Annotated in this window: 11 protein-coding genes; 1 reads left to right on the top strand and 10 read right to left on the bottom strand. The window is 61.0% G+C overall.

From position 1 onward, the window contains the following. Nucleotides 1–342: 342 nt before the first annotated feature. The 8 genes from CKW11_RS14240 to CKW11_RS14205 form a co-directional block, all read right to left on the bottom strand. Nucleotides 343–1932: an AAA family ATPase gene (locus tag CKW11_RS14240; protein ID WP_095138012.1), complete on the bottom strand. Its 1590-nt coding sequence runs from the start codon at nt 1930–1932 to the stop codon at nt 343–345. 10 nt (nt 1933–1942) lie between these two features. Then, a complete protein-coding gene (gene aroB, locus CKW11_RS14235) occupies nt 1943–3043 on the bottom strand; it encodes a 3-dehydroquinate synthase (RefSeq protein ID WP_095138011.1) in 1101 nt (366 codons plus the stop codon). A gap of 151 nt (nt 3044–3194) precedes the next feature. Next, nucleotides 3195–3713, bottom strand: a complete 519-nt coding sequence (aroK, locus tag CKW11_RS14230; protein WP_095138010.1) for a shikimate kinase AroK — start codon at nt 3711–3713, stop codon at nt 3195–3197. Between the two features lie 4 nt (nt 3714–3717). Further along, nucleotides 3718–5790 (bottom strand): type IV pilus secretin PilQ, encoded by a 2073-nt coding sequence (gene pilQ, locus CKW11_RS14225; RefSeq protein ID WP_095138009.1) that lies wholly within the window; start codon nt 5788–5790, stop codon nt 3718–3720. A 13-nt stretch (nt 5791–5803) separates the two neighbouring features. Further along, nucleotides 5804–6331 (bottom strand): pilus assembly protein PilP, encoded by a 528-nt coding sequence (locus tag CKW11_RS14220; RefSeq protein WP_095138008.1) that lies wholly within the window; start codon nt 6329–6331, stop codon nt 5804–5806. Continuing rightward, complete coding sequence (pilO, locus tag CKW11_RS14215) at nt 6328–6951, bottom strand: type 4a pilus biogenesis protein PilO (protein ID WP_095138007.1); 624 nt, start codon at nt 6949–6951, stop codon at nt 6328–6330. The genes CKW11_RS14220 and pilO overlap by 4 nt, the downstream gene beginning before the upstream one ends. Further along, nucleotides 6948–7514, bottom strand: coding sequence for a PilN domain-containing protein (locus tag CKW11_RS14210; protein WP_095138006.1), 567 nt, complete (start codon nt 7512–7514; stop codon nt 6948–6950). The genes pilO and CKW11_RS14210 overlap by 4 nt, the downstream gene beginning before the upstream one ends. Continuing rightward, a complete protein-coding gene (locus CKW11_RS14205) occupies nt 7514–8578 on the bottom strand; it encodes a pilus assembly protein PilM (RefSeq protein WP_095138005.1) in 1065 nt (354 codons plus the stop codon). Before CKW11_RS14205 ends, CKW11_RS14210 begins: the two co-directional genes overlap by 1 nt. A 219-nt stretch (nt 8579–8797) precedes the next feature. On the opposite strand from CKW11_RS14205, the gene CKW11_RS14200 reads away from it, so the two are divergent. Further along, on the top strand, nt 8798–11242 hold the full coding sequence (locus tag CKW11_RS14200; RefSeq protein ID WP_371917876.1) for a penicillin-binding protein 1A: 2445 nt from the start codon (nt 8798–8800) through the stop codon (nt 11240–11242). A 265-nt stretch (nt 11243–11507) separates the two neighbouring features. Here CKW11_RS14200 and CKW11_RS14195 read toward each other — a convergent pair whose 3' ends face one another. Both CKW11_RS14195 and CKW11_RS14190 read right to left on the bottom strand, forming a co-directional pair. Beyond that, nucleotides 11508–12776, bottom strand: a complete 1269-nt coding sequence (locus CKW11_RS14195) for a malic enzyme-like NAD(P)-binding protein (protein ID WP_003220889.1) — start codon at nt 12774–12776, stop codon at nt 11508–11510. 183 nt (nt 12777–12959) lie between these two features. Further along, the gene (locus CKW11_RS14190; RefSeq protein ID WP_095138245.1) at nt 12960–13742 is read right to left on the bottom strand and encodes a thermonuclease family protein; all 783 of its coding nucleotides are present in this window, start codon (nt 13740–13742) and stop codon (nt 12960–12962) included. Nucleotides 13743–13773 lie beyond the last annotated feature (31 nt).

Raw genomic sequence — 13773 nt, 5'->3', positions numbered from 1 at the left:
TTCTCACCAGGCTGCCTCTTTACGAGGCAAATTTCTTTTCAATTCAACCACTTGCTTGCCGCGCCGAACGTACGCCGGCTTTGCGGGGGCAAAAGGGTGGTCATTGTACACAGCGACACAGAGGCTCACAAATTTGACGACGAAATGTCGCAAATTCATGTCGCATTTGTGAAAGGTTTAAAGCGATCTGCTGTGCTAGTCAAAACTTTTTTAATTTTGACCGCAACGACTCAAAGACTACTGTGACGCAGACACCACAAGGCACGCGACCTGGAAGGAAGCGCGCACTTGTAGAAATTTTGAGGTGCTTGGAGAGGCGGCCTGGGTAAGGCCGCCGAATCTTCAGCGAGTTGTTGCCAGTTCCTGTTGGACGCTGGCGACAGTGCGAGGCCAAGGTTTACCAGCCTGAACCTTCGCTGGCAAGGCCTTGATGGCAGAAACGGCTGCATCACGATTGGCGAAGTTGCCATAGGTGATCACGTAGAGAGGCTTGCCGTTGAGGACTTTCTTGAAATAACGGTACTCGCCGCCCTGCTCCTTGACGAAGTTCTGCGCGGTCGCTTCGGAGCTGGTGCCGAGGATCTGCACCACGTAGTTGCTGGTCGGCTGACCGGCGTACCAGTTGCCACCGGCAGCCTTGGCCACGGTAACCGGCTTCTCGGCCGGTTTGGCGGCGGCAACAGGCTTGGCCGGAGCCGGAGCCGGTTTGGCCGCTGGCGCTGCCGGAGCAGGCTTGGCGGTGGCGACCTGAGTCGGTGCCGGGGTCGGCTTGGCCGCGGGTGCCGGAACCGGGGTTGGCGCCGGGCCAGCCGGAACACCTGCCGGTGGTGCGGAAGTCGTTACGGTCGGCGGTGTTGCGCTGGAGCCTTCGACAGGCACGCCGTCGTCACCTTCAGTGATGCCACCCGCAGCTTCAGCCAACGGGCCGCGCATCACCGGCTGCGAGTTGCCGACCAGCGGCAGCGGCATCGGCTGGGTATTGCCGGCGAACTCGACGTTCGGTGCGCCGCCATTGGCGCCTTGGCCCAATGGCAGTTGTGCCTGTTCGTTGGCAGGTGCGCCGGTGGTTGGCGCCTTGTTGCGACCCGGCATCAGCCAGGCGGCGGCGACCGCGACCACAACGACGGCGGAAATCGCCAATACGTGTTTCTTCGGCATGTTGAACCCCATACTTGGACGCTTGACCGCAGAGCGGCTGGCAATCATGACTTCGATCAGTGCATCGCGAGCGACCTGGTTGATGTTGCCAGGCCAACCCTCGGCGCTTTCGTGAATCTCAGAGATCTGATCCGCGGTGAAAAGTTCGACACCCCGGCCCGCACCTTCCAGCCGTTGGTCGAGATATTCGCGGGTCTCTTCTTCGGTGTAAGGCTGCAGTTCGATGACGTGGAAGCGTTCTTCCTCGAGGTGCAAGGCCTCCAGTTGCGCGATCAGCGACGACTCACCGAACAGGAACACGTGCGGACGACCTTCCGGCGCACCGGCACCCAGCGCCATCAGCGCCTCGAGGGCGGATTCGTCGAGCTGCTCGGCATCATCCACCAGCAGATAGACCTCCTGGCCGGTAAGCGCGAGTTGCACTACCTGATCCAGAATCGCGCCAACTTCGGCCTGAGCCACGTTCAGTGCCTGAGCCACCTGACGCAGCACACCGGCGGCATCGCCAGCACCACGGGCCGACACGACAACGCTTTGCACCGATTGCTTGTTGGTGCTGGCCACCAGCGCCTGACGCAGCAGGGTCTTGCCACTGCCTTGCGGGCCGGTGACCACCAGCAGCAACTGGCTGTAACGCGCCAGATGGTGCAGTTGACCCAGCACCGGTTTGCGCTGGGCCGGGAAGAATTTGAAGCCCGGCACCCGTGGCGCGAAAGGGTCGTGACTTAACTGAAAATGGCCGAGGAACGCCTCGTCGGCATGCAAACTAGTCATCGGAATCTTATTAACCTTTAAGCTGAGCCAGAGCGCGGTAATCCGCTCCCAGCGTGGCCTGTAGAACCTCTTTCGGATAATCGGCGGTCACCACCGCTTCGCCCATCCGGCGCAGCAGCACCAGGCGCAGACGACCGTCGATCACTTTTTTATCAATTGCCATATGTTCGAGAAAATCGGCTTCGGTCATTTCTTCCGGCGGAATCACCGGCAGACCGGCACGCTGGAACAGACGAATGCCGCGATCACGCTCCTGCTCGCTGATCCAGCCCAGACGCGCGGACATCTCCAGCGCCATCACGGTGCCAGCGGCGACCGCCTCACCATGCAACCAGACACCATAGCCCATGTGGGTCTCGATGGCGTGGCCGAAGGTGTGGCCGAGGTTGAGCGTGGCGCGCACGCCGGTTTCCTTCTCATCGGCACCGACCACCGCAGCCTTGGCCGCGCAGGAACGCTCGATGGCGTAGGTCAGGGCCTTCTGGTCCAGCGCACGCAGGGCGTCGACATTGTCTTCGAGCCAGGTCAGGAACGGTTCGTCGCAGATCAGGCCGTACTTGATGACCTCCGCCAGACCGGCGGACAGTTCACGCTCCGGCAGGGTTTTCAGCGATGCGGTATCGATCAGCACCACGTTCGGCTGATAGAACGCGCCGACCATGTTCTTGCCCAGCGGATGGTTGATGCCGGTCTTGCCGCCCACCGACGAATCGACCTGGGACAGCAGCGTGGTAGGAATCTGGATGAAGTCGACGCCGCGTTGGTAGCAAGCGGCGGCAAAACCGGCCATGTCACCGATCACTCCGCCGCCGAGGGCGATCACGGTGGTGCGACGATCATGACGGGCGGTCAGCAGACCGTCGAAGATCAGTTGCAGGGTTTCCCAGTTCTTGAAGGCTTCGCCGTCCGGCAGCACCACCGAGATCACCGAGAACTGTGCAAGACTGCGGGTCAGACGTTCGAGATAGAGCGGCGCCACGGTCTCGTTGGAGATGATTGCCACTTGCCGCCCGTGAATATGCGGCGCCAGCAACTCAGGCTGATCCAACAAACCTTCGCCAATATGAATCGGGTAGCTGCGCTCGCCCAGATCGACCTTGAGTGTCTGCATGTGTCCCCACAGTGAAGATGGAAGCAGGCGTCCTGCCCTGAATTATTGGTTGTCTGCGGCCTATAGCGAATCTGACGCCGCTCGCACGCCATCCGCCACAACCTCGGCGGCTGTGACAGGACGCCGAGGATAGCGCATTTCGGGCGGCGCTTTAACGGGGTGGCAGCTGTGCCAGACGGTCGAGAATGTCGAGCACCACCATGCGCGGTGGCCGCTCGTCGGTTTCCACCACCAGATCGGCAATCTCCCGATAGAGCGGATCGCGGATCTCGAGCAGGTCACGCAGGGTTTTCGCCGGATCGGCGGTGCGCAACAAGGGACGATTGCGATCGCGCGAGGTACGCCCGACCTGCTGCTCGACGGAGGCGTGCAGATACACCACCCGCCCGCCCGCGTACAGGGCCTTGCGGTTGGCATCGCGCATCACCGCTCCGCCGCCGGTCGCCAGCACCACGCCGTCGAACGCGCACAGCTCGGCGATCATTGCCTGCTCACGGTCACGAAAGCCGGGCTCGCCTTCCTTGTCGAAGATCCACGGGATATTGGCGCCCGTGCGCAGTTCAATTTCCTTGTCGGAATCTTTGAACGGCAGGCGCAGCTCTTTGGCCAGCAACCGGCCGATGGTGCTTTTTCCAGCGCCCATCGGTCCTACAAGAATCAAATTTCGCACAGAATCAACGACTCACAGCAATCGCCTGGTTATTCATGATACGCGGAGTGAGAAATACCAGCAGCTCGGATTTTTTCTCCGAAACCACATCACGCCGGAAAAGGCGGCCAAGATACGGCACATCGCCAAGAAATGGCACCTTATCTACGACCTTGCTTTGAGTATTTGAGAAAACGCCCCCAATCACGATGGTCTCACCGTCGTTCACCAACACCTTGGCGTTGACTTCGTTCTTCTTGATCGGCGGTACATCCTGCACCTTGTTCAGGTAGTCCGGTTCGTCCTTGGTGACCTTGACCTCCATGATGATGCGGTTGTCGGGGGTGATCTGCGGCGTCACTTCCAGCGACAGCGAAGCCTCCTTGAACGACACCGACGTCGCACCGCTGGAACTGGCTTCCTGATACGGAATCTCCGTGCCCTTGAGGATCTTCGCCGTCTCCTTGTCGGAGGTGACTACCTTAGGCTGGGAAACGATTTCGCCGTTGCCGGTTTTTTCCATCGCCGTCAGCTCAAGATCGAGCAGCACGTTATCGGTAATGAAGGCGATGCCGATCCCCGAGGTGTTACCAACCGTGCCCATGTCGACGAACGGCGAGTTGGTGCTGGTGCTGCCCGGAGTGCCAATGGTGGTCGAGGTGCCGTTACTGACCCCGGAGGTGTTCCAGTTGCCTTTGTTCTGGATCGAACCGCCCCAGCGCACACCCAGACTCTTGTCGTAATCGACGTTGGCTTCGACGATCCGCGCCTCGATCATCACCTGACGCACCGGAATATCCAGTTGCGCCACGATCCGCCGCAGTTCATCGAGACGATCCTGGGTCTGGTAGGCAATGATGTTGTTGGTCCGCTCATCCACCGTGATCGAGCCGCGCTCATCGATTTTCGCTTCGGCGCTGGTCACCGACTGAAACAGCTTGGCGATGTCCGCGGCCTTGGCGTAGTTCACTTGCAGCAGCTCGCGACGCAGCGGTGCCAGTTCGGCGATCTGTTTCTGCGACTCCAGTTCCTGGCGCTCGCGAGCGGCAATTTCATCGGCCGGCGCCACCAGCAACACATTGCCGATCTTGCGCTTGTCCAGGCCTTTGGTTTTCAGCACCAGATCCAGCGCCTGGTCCCATGGCACATTCTGCAGGCGCAAGGTGATCCCGCCCTGCACCGTATCGCTGGCCACCAGATTGAGGTTGGTGAAATCGGCGATCAGTTGCAGCACCGAGCGCACGTCGATGTCCTGGAAATTCAGCGAAAGCTTTTCGCCGCTGTAGCTGTTGCGGTCGGCGTTACGCTTTTGCAGGTCATCGACGGTCATCGGGCGAATGCTGACGGTCAGTTTGTTGTCGGTCTGATAGGTGGAATAGTCGAACGTGCCGCTGGGTTCGACGGTGATCACCGCACGATCGCCAGTGGCGGCGGCATTGACGAACTGCACCGGGGTGGCGAAGTCCTTGACGTCGAGGCGTACTCGCAGTCTGTCGGGCAACTGCGTGCGGGCAAAACTGAGGATGATCTTGCCGTCATGCTCCTGGATGTCCGGAGCGATGGTCGGGTCCGACAGATCGATGACGACGTTGCCCTCTCCCGCGGTGCCGCGCTGGAAGTCCACGCCGCGAATGGTTTTGGCGACGGGGGTGTAAGCCTTCGCCGGTGCTGCGACCGGTCGCGGCGCAACAGCGGCGGGCCGTGGCGCAGCAGGCTTGGTGCCCTGCCCGACCACCACGAACAGATTGTTGCCCTCGACCCGCGAGGTATAGGGCGTCAGTTGCGTCAGGTTGATGATCAGGCGCGTCCGGTCGTTGGCCTCGACCACCGTTGCGGTTCGCGCGTTGCCACTGCCCAGATCGCGAGTCTTGCTCGTCAGTTGGCTGGCGACACCCGGCAGATCCAGGGCGATGCGCGCCGGCGATTCGGTGGTGTAGCCCTTGGGTTGCGGTGGCGGGCTGTCGAACGACAGCTTCAACTCGATGCGGTCACCCGGTAACGCCGCGACATCCAGCGTCTTGAGGCTGGCCGCCTGAACCATCGGTGAAAGCAACGCTATCCATAGCGAAAAACCGAGGGTGGAGAAAATCCTGTTCATTGTTCGACTTCCACTATGAGTGCTCTTTCAAAGGAATGGTGCGCGGACGTTCCAGCCAGGCGCCTTCGCCGTCGGGCACGATCTCGACCACATCGACCTGAGTGGCGCTGATGGCGACAATGCGCCCGTCGTTACGCCCCAGGTAGTCGCCGACTTTCAACCGATGCACCGCACCCGCCCCGCGCAGCAAAGCAAACGAGCCGGAAGCATTGGAGATAGTGCCGACCATTTCAAACTGCTCGATGTTGAAACCTTCGAGGTATTGCTTGACCCGGTTGGGGTCGGGTTTGACATTGCGCGAACCGCGCTGCTGCCCGGCCAGATCGACCCGAACCTGGCGCGAGAACGGGCTGCGCAGGTTGGCCGCGCTGTAGGTAAAGGCGGGATAGGAACGGAACGTCGGCGTCGGCTCGATCCGGCCGGCCGGCCGCAGACGCACTTCGTTCATGTAGGCATCGAGGTCGCTGAACCCGTCACTGCTGCCGCAACCATTGAGGCCGAGCAACAGCATCGACAGGGCGATATAACGGTTCGGGGTCATTTATCCAGCCCCTTGTCGTTATAGCGGTAAGTCTTGGCGAGGATGCTCATGCGCAATTTCGTCCCGCCGTCGGGGTTGGCCGGGGCCAGTTCGAAATCGTGCAACGTGACGATCCGTGGCAGTCCGGCGACGCCGCTGACGAAGGTCGCAAGGTCGTGGTAAGCCCCGGTGACGGTGATCTGGATCGGCAACTCGATGTAGAACGGCTGGGTGACTTCCGACAGCAGCTTGATTTCTTCGAACTCGAGGCCACTGCCCAACCCGGTGCGGGTGATGTCCTCCAGCAACCCGGGGACTTCGGTGTCGCTGGGCAATTGGCGCAGGAGCACGCCGAAGGTGTTTTCCATCTCCTTCATCTGCTGGGTGTACAGCTCCAGGTTGGCAGCCATGCGTGCCTTGCTGGCGAATTGCTCCTTCAAGGTGTCTTCTTCCTGACGCTTGGCATCCAGCTGGTTTTCCATGTCACTGATGAAAAAGTTATAGCCAAACGCCAACACCAGCACCATCAGCAGCGCCCCCGCCATGGCTTTCACCGCAGCCGGCCAGGAACCGATATTGCTGGTGTCCAGATCATTGAAGTCGATGTTGCGCAGACTTTGCAGCCATTCGGACGGCTTCATTTGTCGCCCTCCGTAGCTGCAGGCTGGGTCTGACGCACGGTCAACTGAAAGACGTTGGCCTGATCCACCTGACCGGCGGTCGTCGCTTTCACTTCATTAAGGCTCGGCGCATCGAACCAGTCGGAGGCATCCAGATTGCGCATCAGCTCCGAGACGCGATTGTTCGACTCCGCCGCGCCACTGATCGACAGTGTTTTGCCGAGCAGTTTCACGCTGGTGAAATACACCCCGTCCGGCAGCGTGCGCGCCAGTTGATCGAAGATCCGTCCGCTGATCTGCCGGTTGCCCTGCAAGTCCTGGATGATGCGCATGCGTTCGACCAGTTGCTGGCGCCGCGCCTTGAGCTCGCTGATCTGCTTGATCCGTTCATCGACCACGGCAATCTGTTTACCGATGTAGTCATTACGCGCCGCCTGCCGCTCGATGGCGGTGCTGACGATCTGATCGGCGATGAACACCGCACCCACCGAGCCGACGAACACCCCGATCAGGATCAGCAGAAAGCGTTTGCGCCGCTCTTCGCGGCGCTCCTCACGCCAGGGGAGAAGGTTGATCCGCGCCATCAGTCGAAACTCCTGAGCGCGAGCCCGCAGGCAATCATCAGGGCCGGCGCGTCACTGGCCAGAGCCCCGGCGTTGACCTTGCTGCTCAAGGCCATTTCGGAAAACGGGTTGGCGACCTGGGTCGGAGTGCCCAGACGCTGCTCGATCAGCCGATCCAGCCCCGGCACCGACGCCGTGCCGCCGGCCAGCAGGATGTGATCGACCGCGTTGTACTGCCCGGAGGCAAAGAAGAACTGCAACGAGCGCGAGACTTGCTGCACCAGTGCGTCACGGAATGGCTGCAACACCTCGCTGACATAATCATCCGGCAGACCACCCTGCTTTTTCGCCAGCCCGGCCTGCTCGACGGTCAGGCCGTAGCGGCGCTGGATCTCCTCGGTCAGTTGCCGGCCACCGAACAGCTGCTCGCGGGTATAGATGATGCGGCCGTTGTGCAGGACGCTGAGGGTGGTCATGGTCGCGCCGATGTCCACCACGGCGACGGTCAGGTGTTCCTGCGAGGCCGCCAACTGAGTGGCAAGCAGGCCGAACGAGCGCTCCAGCGCATAGGCTTCGACATCGACCACCCGCGCGGTCAGCCCGGCCAGCGCCAGCGCTGCTTCGCGCACTTCAACGTTTTCCTTGCGACAGGCGGCCAGCAGCACGTTGACCCGCTCCGGGTTGCGCGGCGACACACCCTGGACTTCGAAATCGATGGCGACTTCGTCCAGTGGATAGGGAATGTATTGGTCGGCTTCGAGCCTGAGCTGGTTTTCCAGTTCGTCTTCGGAAAGCCCGGCGTCCATCTCGATGATTTTGGTAATCACCGCCGAGCCGGCCACTGCAACTGCCACGCCCTTGAGCCCGGTGCGCGCCTTGACCAGCACCCGACTCAGGGCTTGGCCAACGCCTTCGAGTTCGGCGATGTTCTTTTCGACCACGGCATTGGGCGGCAGCGGTTCGACCGCGTACGCCTCGACCCGGTAGCGGTCGCCCTGACGGCTCAGTTCCAGCAGCTTCACCGAAGTGGAGCTGATGTCGATCCCCAGCAACGCATTGGTCTTTTTCTTGAAGAGTCCCAGCACTACCAATTCCCTATGACTTTCCGTGAGTTACGGACTCTGTAATACGCATTGCGTTCCTTCACCCCGTCTTGACAGAAGCGCAAATGACGCCCCCAGCAGAAAAGTGCTTATAATGCCCAGCGTTTTTTTCCGCTTTTTACTGCCGGCGCGGGCCGTTCTGTGTGTAACCGGAACCCTGTCGCCACATTCATTCTTTGCCCTGGGTGCCCAAAAGCCTTGATTCGTCTGCTGAAATTTTTCGGTTGGTCCATCGTCGCCGTTTTCTGCGGACTGCTTTTAGGTCTCAGCGGCGCGTTTCTTTACCTTAGTCCGGGTTTGCCGTCTGTGGAGGCGCTGAGAAGCATTCAGTTGCAGATTCCCCTGCGGGTCTACAGCAGCGACAACAAGTTGATCGCAGAATTTGGCGAAATGCGCCGTACTCCGATCCGTTTCGCCGACATTCCGCCCAATTTCATTAATGCGTTACTAAGTGCTGAAGACGACAATTTCGCCAACCACTATGGCGTTGATCCGAGCAGCCTGATGCGTGCCGCGACCCAACTGGTGAAAAGCGGGCACATTCAGTCCGGCGGCAGCACCATCACCATGCAGGTGGCGAAGAACTTCTTCCTGACCAGCGAACGCAGCTTCTCGCGCAAAACCACCGAGATTCTTCTGGCCCTGCAGATCGAACGGCAGCTGACCAAGGACGAGATCCTCGAGTTGTACGTGAACAAGATTTATCTGGGTAACCGCGCCTACGGCATCGAGGCGGCGGCGCAGGTGTATTACGGCAAGTCGATCCGCGACGTCAGCCTGGCGCAGATGGCGATGATCGCCGGCCTGCCGAAAGCCCCGTCGCGCTTCAACCCGCTGGCCAATCCGGCGCGCAGCAAGGAACGCCGTGACTGGATTCTCGGCCGCATGTACAAGCTCGGGAAGATTTCCGAGGCCGACTACACCGCCGCGATCAACGAGCCGCTGAACGCCAGTTATCACGTGCCGACCCCGGAAGTGAACGCGCCGTACATCGCCGAAATGGCCCGTGCCGAAATGGTCGGCCGCTATGGCAGCGACGCTTACACCGAAGGTTTCCGCGTCACCACCACGGTGCCGAGCAACCTGCAGGAAATGGCCAACACCGCGCTGCACGAAGGCTTGATGACTTACGACCAGCGTCACGGCTACCGTGGCCCCGAGTCGCGCCTGCCGGGCAAGACCCACGAGGCATGGGCGACCGAGCTGACCAAGCAGCGCACCATCAGCAGTCTGGAACCGGCGATCGTCACCCAGGTCGACAAGAATGGCCTGCAGGTGCTGACCCGTACCGGCGAAGAACACGTCGCCTGGGACACCATGAAATGGGCGCGGCCGTTCCTCAATACCAACAGCATGGGCGCCGCACCGCGCCAACCGTCGGATGTGGCGCAGGTCGGCGATCTGATTCGCGTGCAGCGTCAGCCGAACAATTCGCTGAAATTCAGTCAGATTCCGCAGGCGCAAGGCGCGCTGGTATCGCTGGATCCGCAGAACGGCGCGATTCGCTCGCTGGTCGGTGGTTTCGCCTTCGAGCAGAGCAATTACAACCGCGCCCTGCAGGCCAAGCGTCAGCCGGGTTCGAGCTTCAAACCGTTCGTCTACAGCGCTGCGCTGGACAGCGGTTACACCGCCGCGACTCTAGTCAACGACGCGCCGATCGTGTTCGTCGACGAGTACCTGGACAAGGTCTGGCGGCCGAAGAACGACACCAACACCTTCCTCGGCCCGATCCGTCTGCGCGAAGCGCTGTACAAGTCGCGTAACCTGGTGTCGATCCGCCTGTTGCAAGCGATGGGTGTGGGCAAGACCATCGACTACATCACCCGTTTCGGCTTCAACAAGCAGGACCTGCCGCCGAACCTGTCGCTGGCACTGGGCACCGCGACCCTGACCCCGATGGAAATCGCTACCGGCTGGAGCACCTTCGCCAACGGCGGTTACAAGATCACCCCGTACATCATCGACAAGATCGAAAGCCGCAACGGCGACACGCTGTTCGTCGCCAACCCGCCGACCGTGCCACAGGGTGGCTCGGCGACCGATGGCCTTGCCGCGCCGGAGTCTCAGCCGATCACCGTCAACGCCGCTCCGGTTCCGGGTGAAGCACCGGGCGCTGCCGCCGCGCCACAAGCGCCGGCCGTGGCTGAGCGGATCGTCGATGGCCGCACCACGTACATCCTCAACAGCATGCTGCAGGACGTGATCAAGCTCGGCACCGGTCGTCGCGCTCTGGCCATGGGTCGCAGCGACATCGCCGGCAAGACCGGTACCACCAACGAATCGAAGGATGCGTGGTTCTCCGGTTACAACGCCGATTATGTGACCACCGTGTGGACCGGCTTCGACCAGCCGGAAAGCCTCGGTCGCCGCGAGTTCGGCGGCACCGTAGCGCTGCCGATCTGGATGAACTACATGTCGGCTGCACTGAAGGACAAGCCGCCGCACGTGCAGCCTGAGCCGGAAGGCATCCTCAGCCTGCGGGTGGATCCGATCAGCGGTCGTGCCGCCACCCCGAGCACGCCGGGCGCGTACTTCGAACTGTTCAAGTCCGAAGACACGCCGCCCTCGGTGAACGAACTGGGTAACGGCGCCGTACCGGGCAGTCCGCTGCCGGCGGATGAGCAGGCACCGATCGATCTGTTCTGATCCAGCCTTGGCAAAAAGCCCCGACTTCGATTGAAGTGCGGGGCTTTTTATTGCCTGTTGGTTTTGTGGTGAGACCACTGGCCTCATCGCGAGCAGGCTCACTCCTACAGGGGCCAAGGTGCGGCATAGATAGAGTGAACAACTCAAACCCTGTAGGAGTGAGCCTGCTCGCGATGACGCCATTCCAGTCGCGACAAAAATATCAGACATAAAAAAGCCCCGACTCATTACGAGCCGGGGCTTCTGGTTGAGGCGCTACAAAGGCTTAGCCGTTGAACACGTCATCCACGCTTTTCAGCGGGTAGTTCTTCGGATACGGCAGGGTCGCCACACCGGTCTCGATCGCGGCCTTGGCCACAGCGTCGGAGATCAGGGTGATCAGGCGCTTGTCCATTGGCTTCGGAATGATGTACTCACGACCGAATTCCAGCGGCGCACCACCGTAGGCGTCACACACGTCCTGTGGCACTGGCAGTTTGGCCAGTTCGCGCAGGGCATTGGCCGCAGCCACTTTCATTTCCTCGTTGATGCGCTTGGCGCGAACGTCCAGGGCACCACGGAAGATGAACGGGAAGCCCAGTACGTTGTTGACCTGGTTCGGGTAGTCGGAACGACCGGTGGCCATGATCACGTCGCTGCGGGTGGCGTGCGCCAGTTCCGGGGAGATTTCCGGATCCGGGTTCGAGCAGGCGAAGACGATCGGGTTGGCCGCCATCGACAGCAGGCCTTCAGCGCTCAGCAGATTCGGGCCGGACAGACCGACGAACACGTCAGCGCCTTTCAGAGCGTCAGCCAGGCTGCGCTTGTCGGTGGCGTGAGCGAACACGGCTTTGTACTGGTTCAGGTCATCACGGCCGGAGTGGATCACGCCGGTACGGTCAACCATGAAGATGTTTTCGATTTTTGCGCCCATGCTCACCAGCAACTTCATGCAGGAGATGGCCGCAGCGCCGGCGCCGAGGCAGACGATCTTGGCTTCCGGCAGGGTTTTGCCGGCGATTTCCAGGGCGTTGATCATGCCCGCAGCGGTCACGATCGCGGTGCCGTGCTGGTCATCGTGGAATACCGGAATGTCGCACTGCTCGATCAGAGCACGCTCGATCTCAAAGCACTCAGGCGCCTTGATGTCTTCCAGGTTGATGCCACCGAAGGTGATGGAGATGCGTTTTACGGTGTCGATGAAGGCTTGCGGGCTTTCGGAATCGACTTCGATGTCGAACACGTCGATGCCGGCGAAGCGCTTGAACAGTACGCCTTTACCTTCCATCACTGGCTTGGAGGCCAGTGGGCCGAGGTTACCCAGGCCCAGAATCGCGGTGCCATCGGAAATGACTGCAACCAGGTTGCCCTTGCCGGTGTATTTGTAGGCCAGTTCAGGATCGCGGGCGATCTCACGCACTGGTTCAGCTACGCCGGGGCTGTAGGCCAGCGACAGGTCGCGGGCGGTAGCAGTGGCCTTGGTGAGCTCGACACTCAGCTTCCCTGGACGAGGATTGGCATGATATTCGAGAGCGGCAGTTTTCAGATCAGACATTTTGGCATTCCGCTTTTTACTGTTGGACAGACTGGTCAGCGAGGATACGCGCCTCGCAAAGTCCCCACAAGACTGAGCGGTCACCCCTGTCAAGCGCCCTGTCCTACGACTTTGGGCCAAGAGCCACGGCGCACAAGGGCTTGACTGTTCACAATCGATAGAAAAAATGTCTACAATTTTTCTTCAGCGAGTGCTTTGCAGCATCGACGGATCGGTCAATGGCAGCAGCCAACGCGGCTGACCCGGTTTCAACCCGCCACGCCGCGAACGATCGACAACCCACCCGCGAGCCTCGATCTGTCTGCCCTGCAGCGCCTGCAACCGAGCGCTGTCGAATTGTCCGACCAGATTGGGTGCAACGCGCAGTACAACCGCGTCCTGCAACTCGATCCAGATTCCGCCGCGATTGCGCTGAACCCTGCTCACACGCCCACTGACCACGGCGAAACCCGAAGTGCGGATCTGCTCCGCTTTCAGTACAGGCGACTGGCGCCACAGGCCTCGACCGGCCTGCCGGGCGCTGCGTTCGGCCGCCTGCTGACAGGCAACAAGATCGACATTCGGCGCCACCGCCACCTGAAATCCAAGGCCGTCGGCGAGCATTTGCGCTTCAAGATTGGTGCCGTTGGTGCTGTAGACATGCGCGAGGATGCGGCCGTAATGGTCTTTGGCCTGCTGGCCGGGTTGCAAACCGACCCGGCCACCGCTGTCCGCCACCAAGGCTTCAAGGCGTTTACGTGCCGCCACGGCGAAGGGTTCGTCACTGCGACCCTGCTTGCCCAGCTCCGGCGTGTTGAGACCGATCATCCGCACACTGCGCCCATCGCTCAGGCGTAGCGTGTCGCCATCGACCACGCGCTGGACGCTGACGCTGCTCAGGCCGGCAGGCGTGGGGCAAAACGCCTGGGCAGCGGACAGCCAAATCGCGGACACAAAAAAGGCGCCCACAAGGGACGCCTTTTTCATCAGCCTGGAGAAACCGTCGAAGTTTTCCAGA

The sequence above is a fragment of the Pseudomonas sp. Irchel s3a10 genome, assembly GCF_900187525.1.
GTDB classification, from domain to species: domain Bacteria; phylum Pseudomonadota; class Gammaproteobacteria; order Pseudomonadales; family Pseudomonadaceae; genus Aquipseudomonas; species Aquipseudomonas koreensis_G.
This window is presented reverse-complemented; position numbering and strand designations above follow the sequence as displayed.

Excerpts from the sequence above, each read along its gene's own strand:
- CKW11_RS14190 (WP_095138245.1), bottom strand. The coding sequence starts at position 13,742 with ATGAAAAAGGCGTCCCTTGTGGGCGCCTTTTTTGTGTCCGCGATTTGG.
- CKW11_RS14210 (WP_095138006.1), bottom strand. The coding sequence starts at position 7,514 with ATGGCGCGGATCAACCTTCTCCCCTGGCGTGAGGAGCGCCGCGAAGAG.
- pilO (WP_095138007.1), bottom strand. The coding sequence starts at position 6,951 with ATGAAGCCGTCCGAATGGCTGCAAAGTCTGCGCAACATCGACTTCAAT.
- CKW11_RS14195 (WP_003220889.1), bottom strand. The coding sequence starts at position 12,776 with ATGTCTGATCTGAAAACTGCCGCTCTCGAATATCATGCCAATCCTCGT.
- aroB (WP_095138011.1), bottom strand. The coding sequence starts at position 3,043 with ATGCAGACACTCAAGGTCGATCTGGGCGAGCGCAGCTACCCGATTCAT.
- CKW11_RS14240 (WP_095138012.1), bottom strand. The coding sequence starts at position 1,932 with ATGACTAGTTTGCATGCCGACGAGGCGTTCCTCGGCCATTTTCAGTTA.
- pilQ (WP_095138009.1), bottom strand. The coding sequence starts at position 5,790 with ATGAACAGGATTTTCTCCACCCTCGGTTTTTCGCTATGGATAGCGTTG.
- CKW11_RS14220 (WP_095138008.1), bottom strand. The coding sequence starts at position 6,331 with ATGACCCCGAACCGTTATATCGCCCTGTCGATGCTGTTGCTCGGCCTC.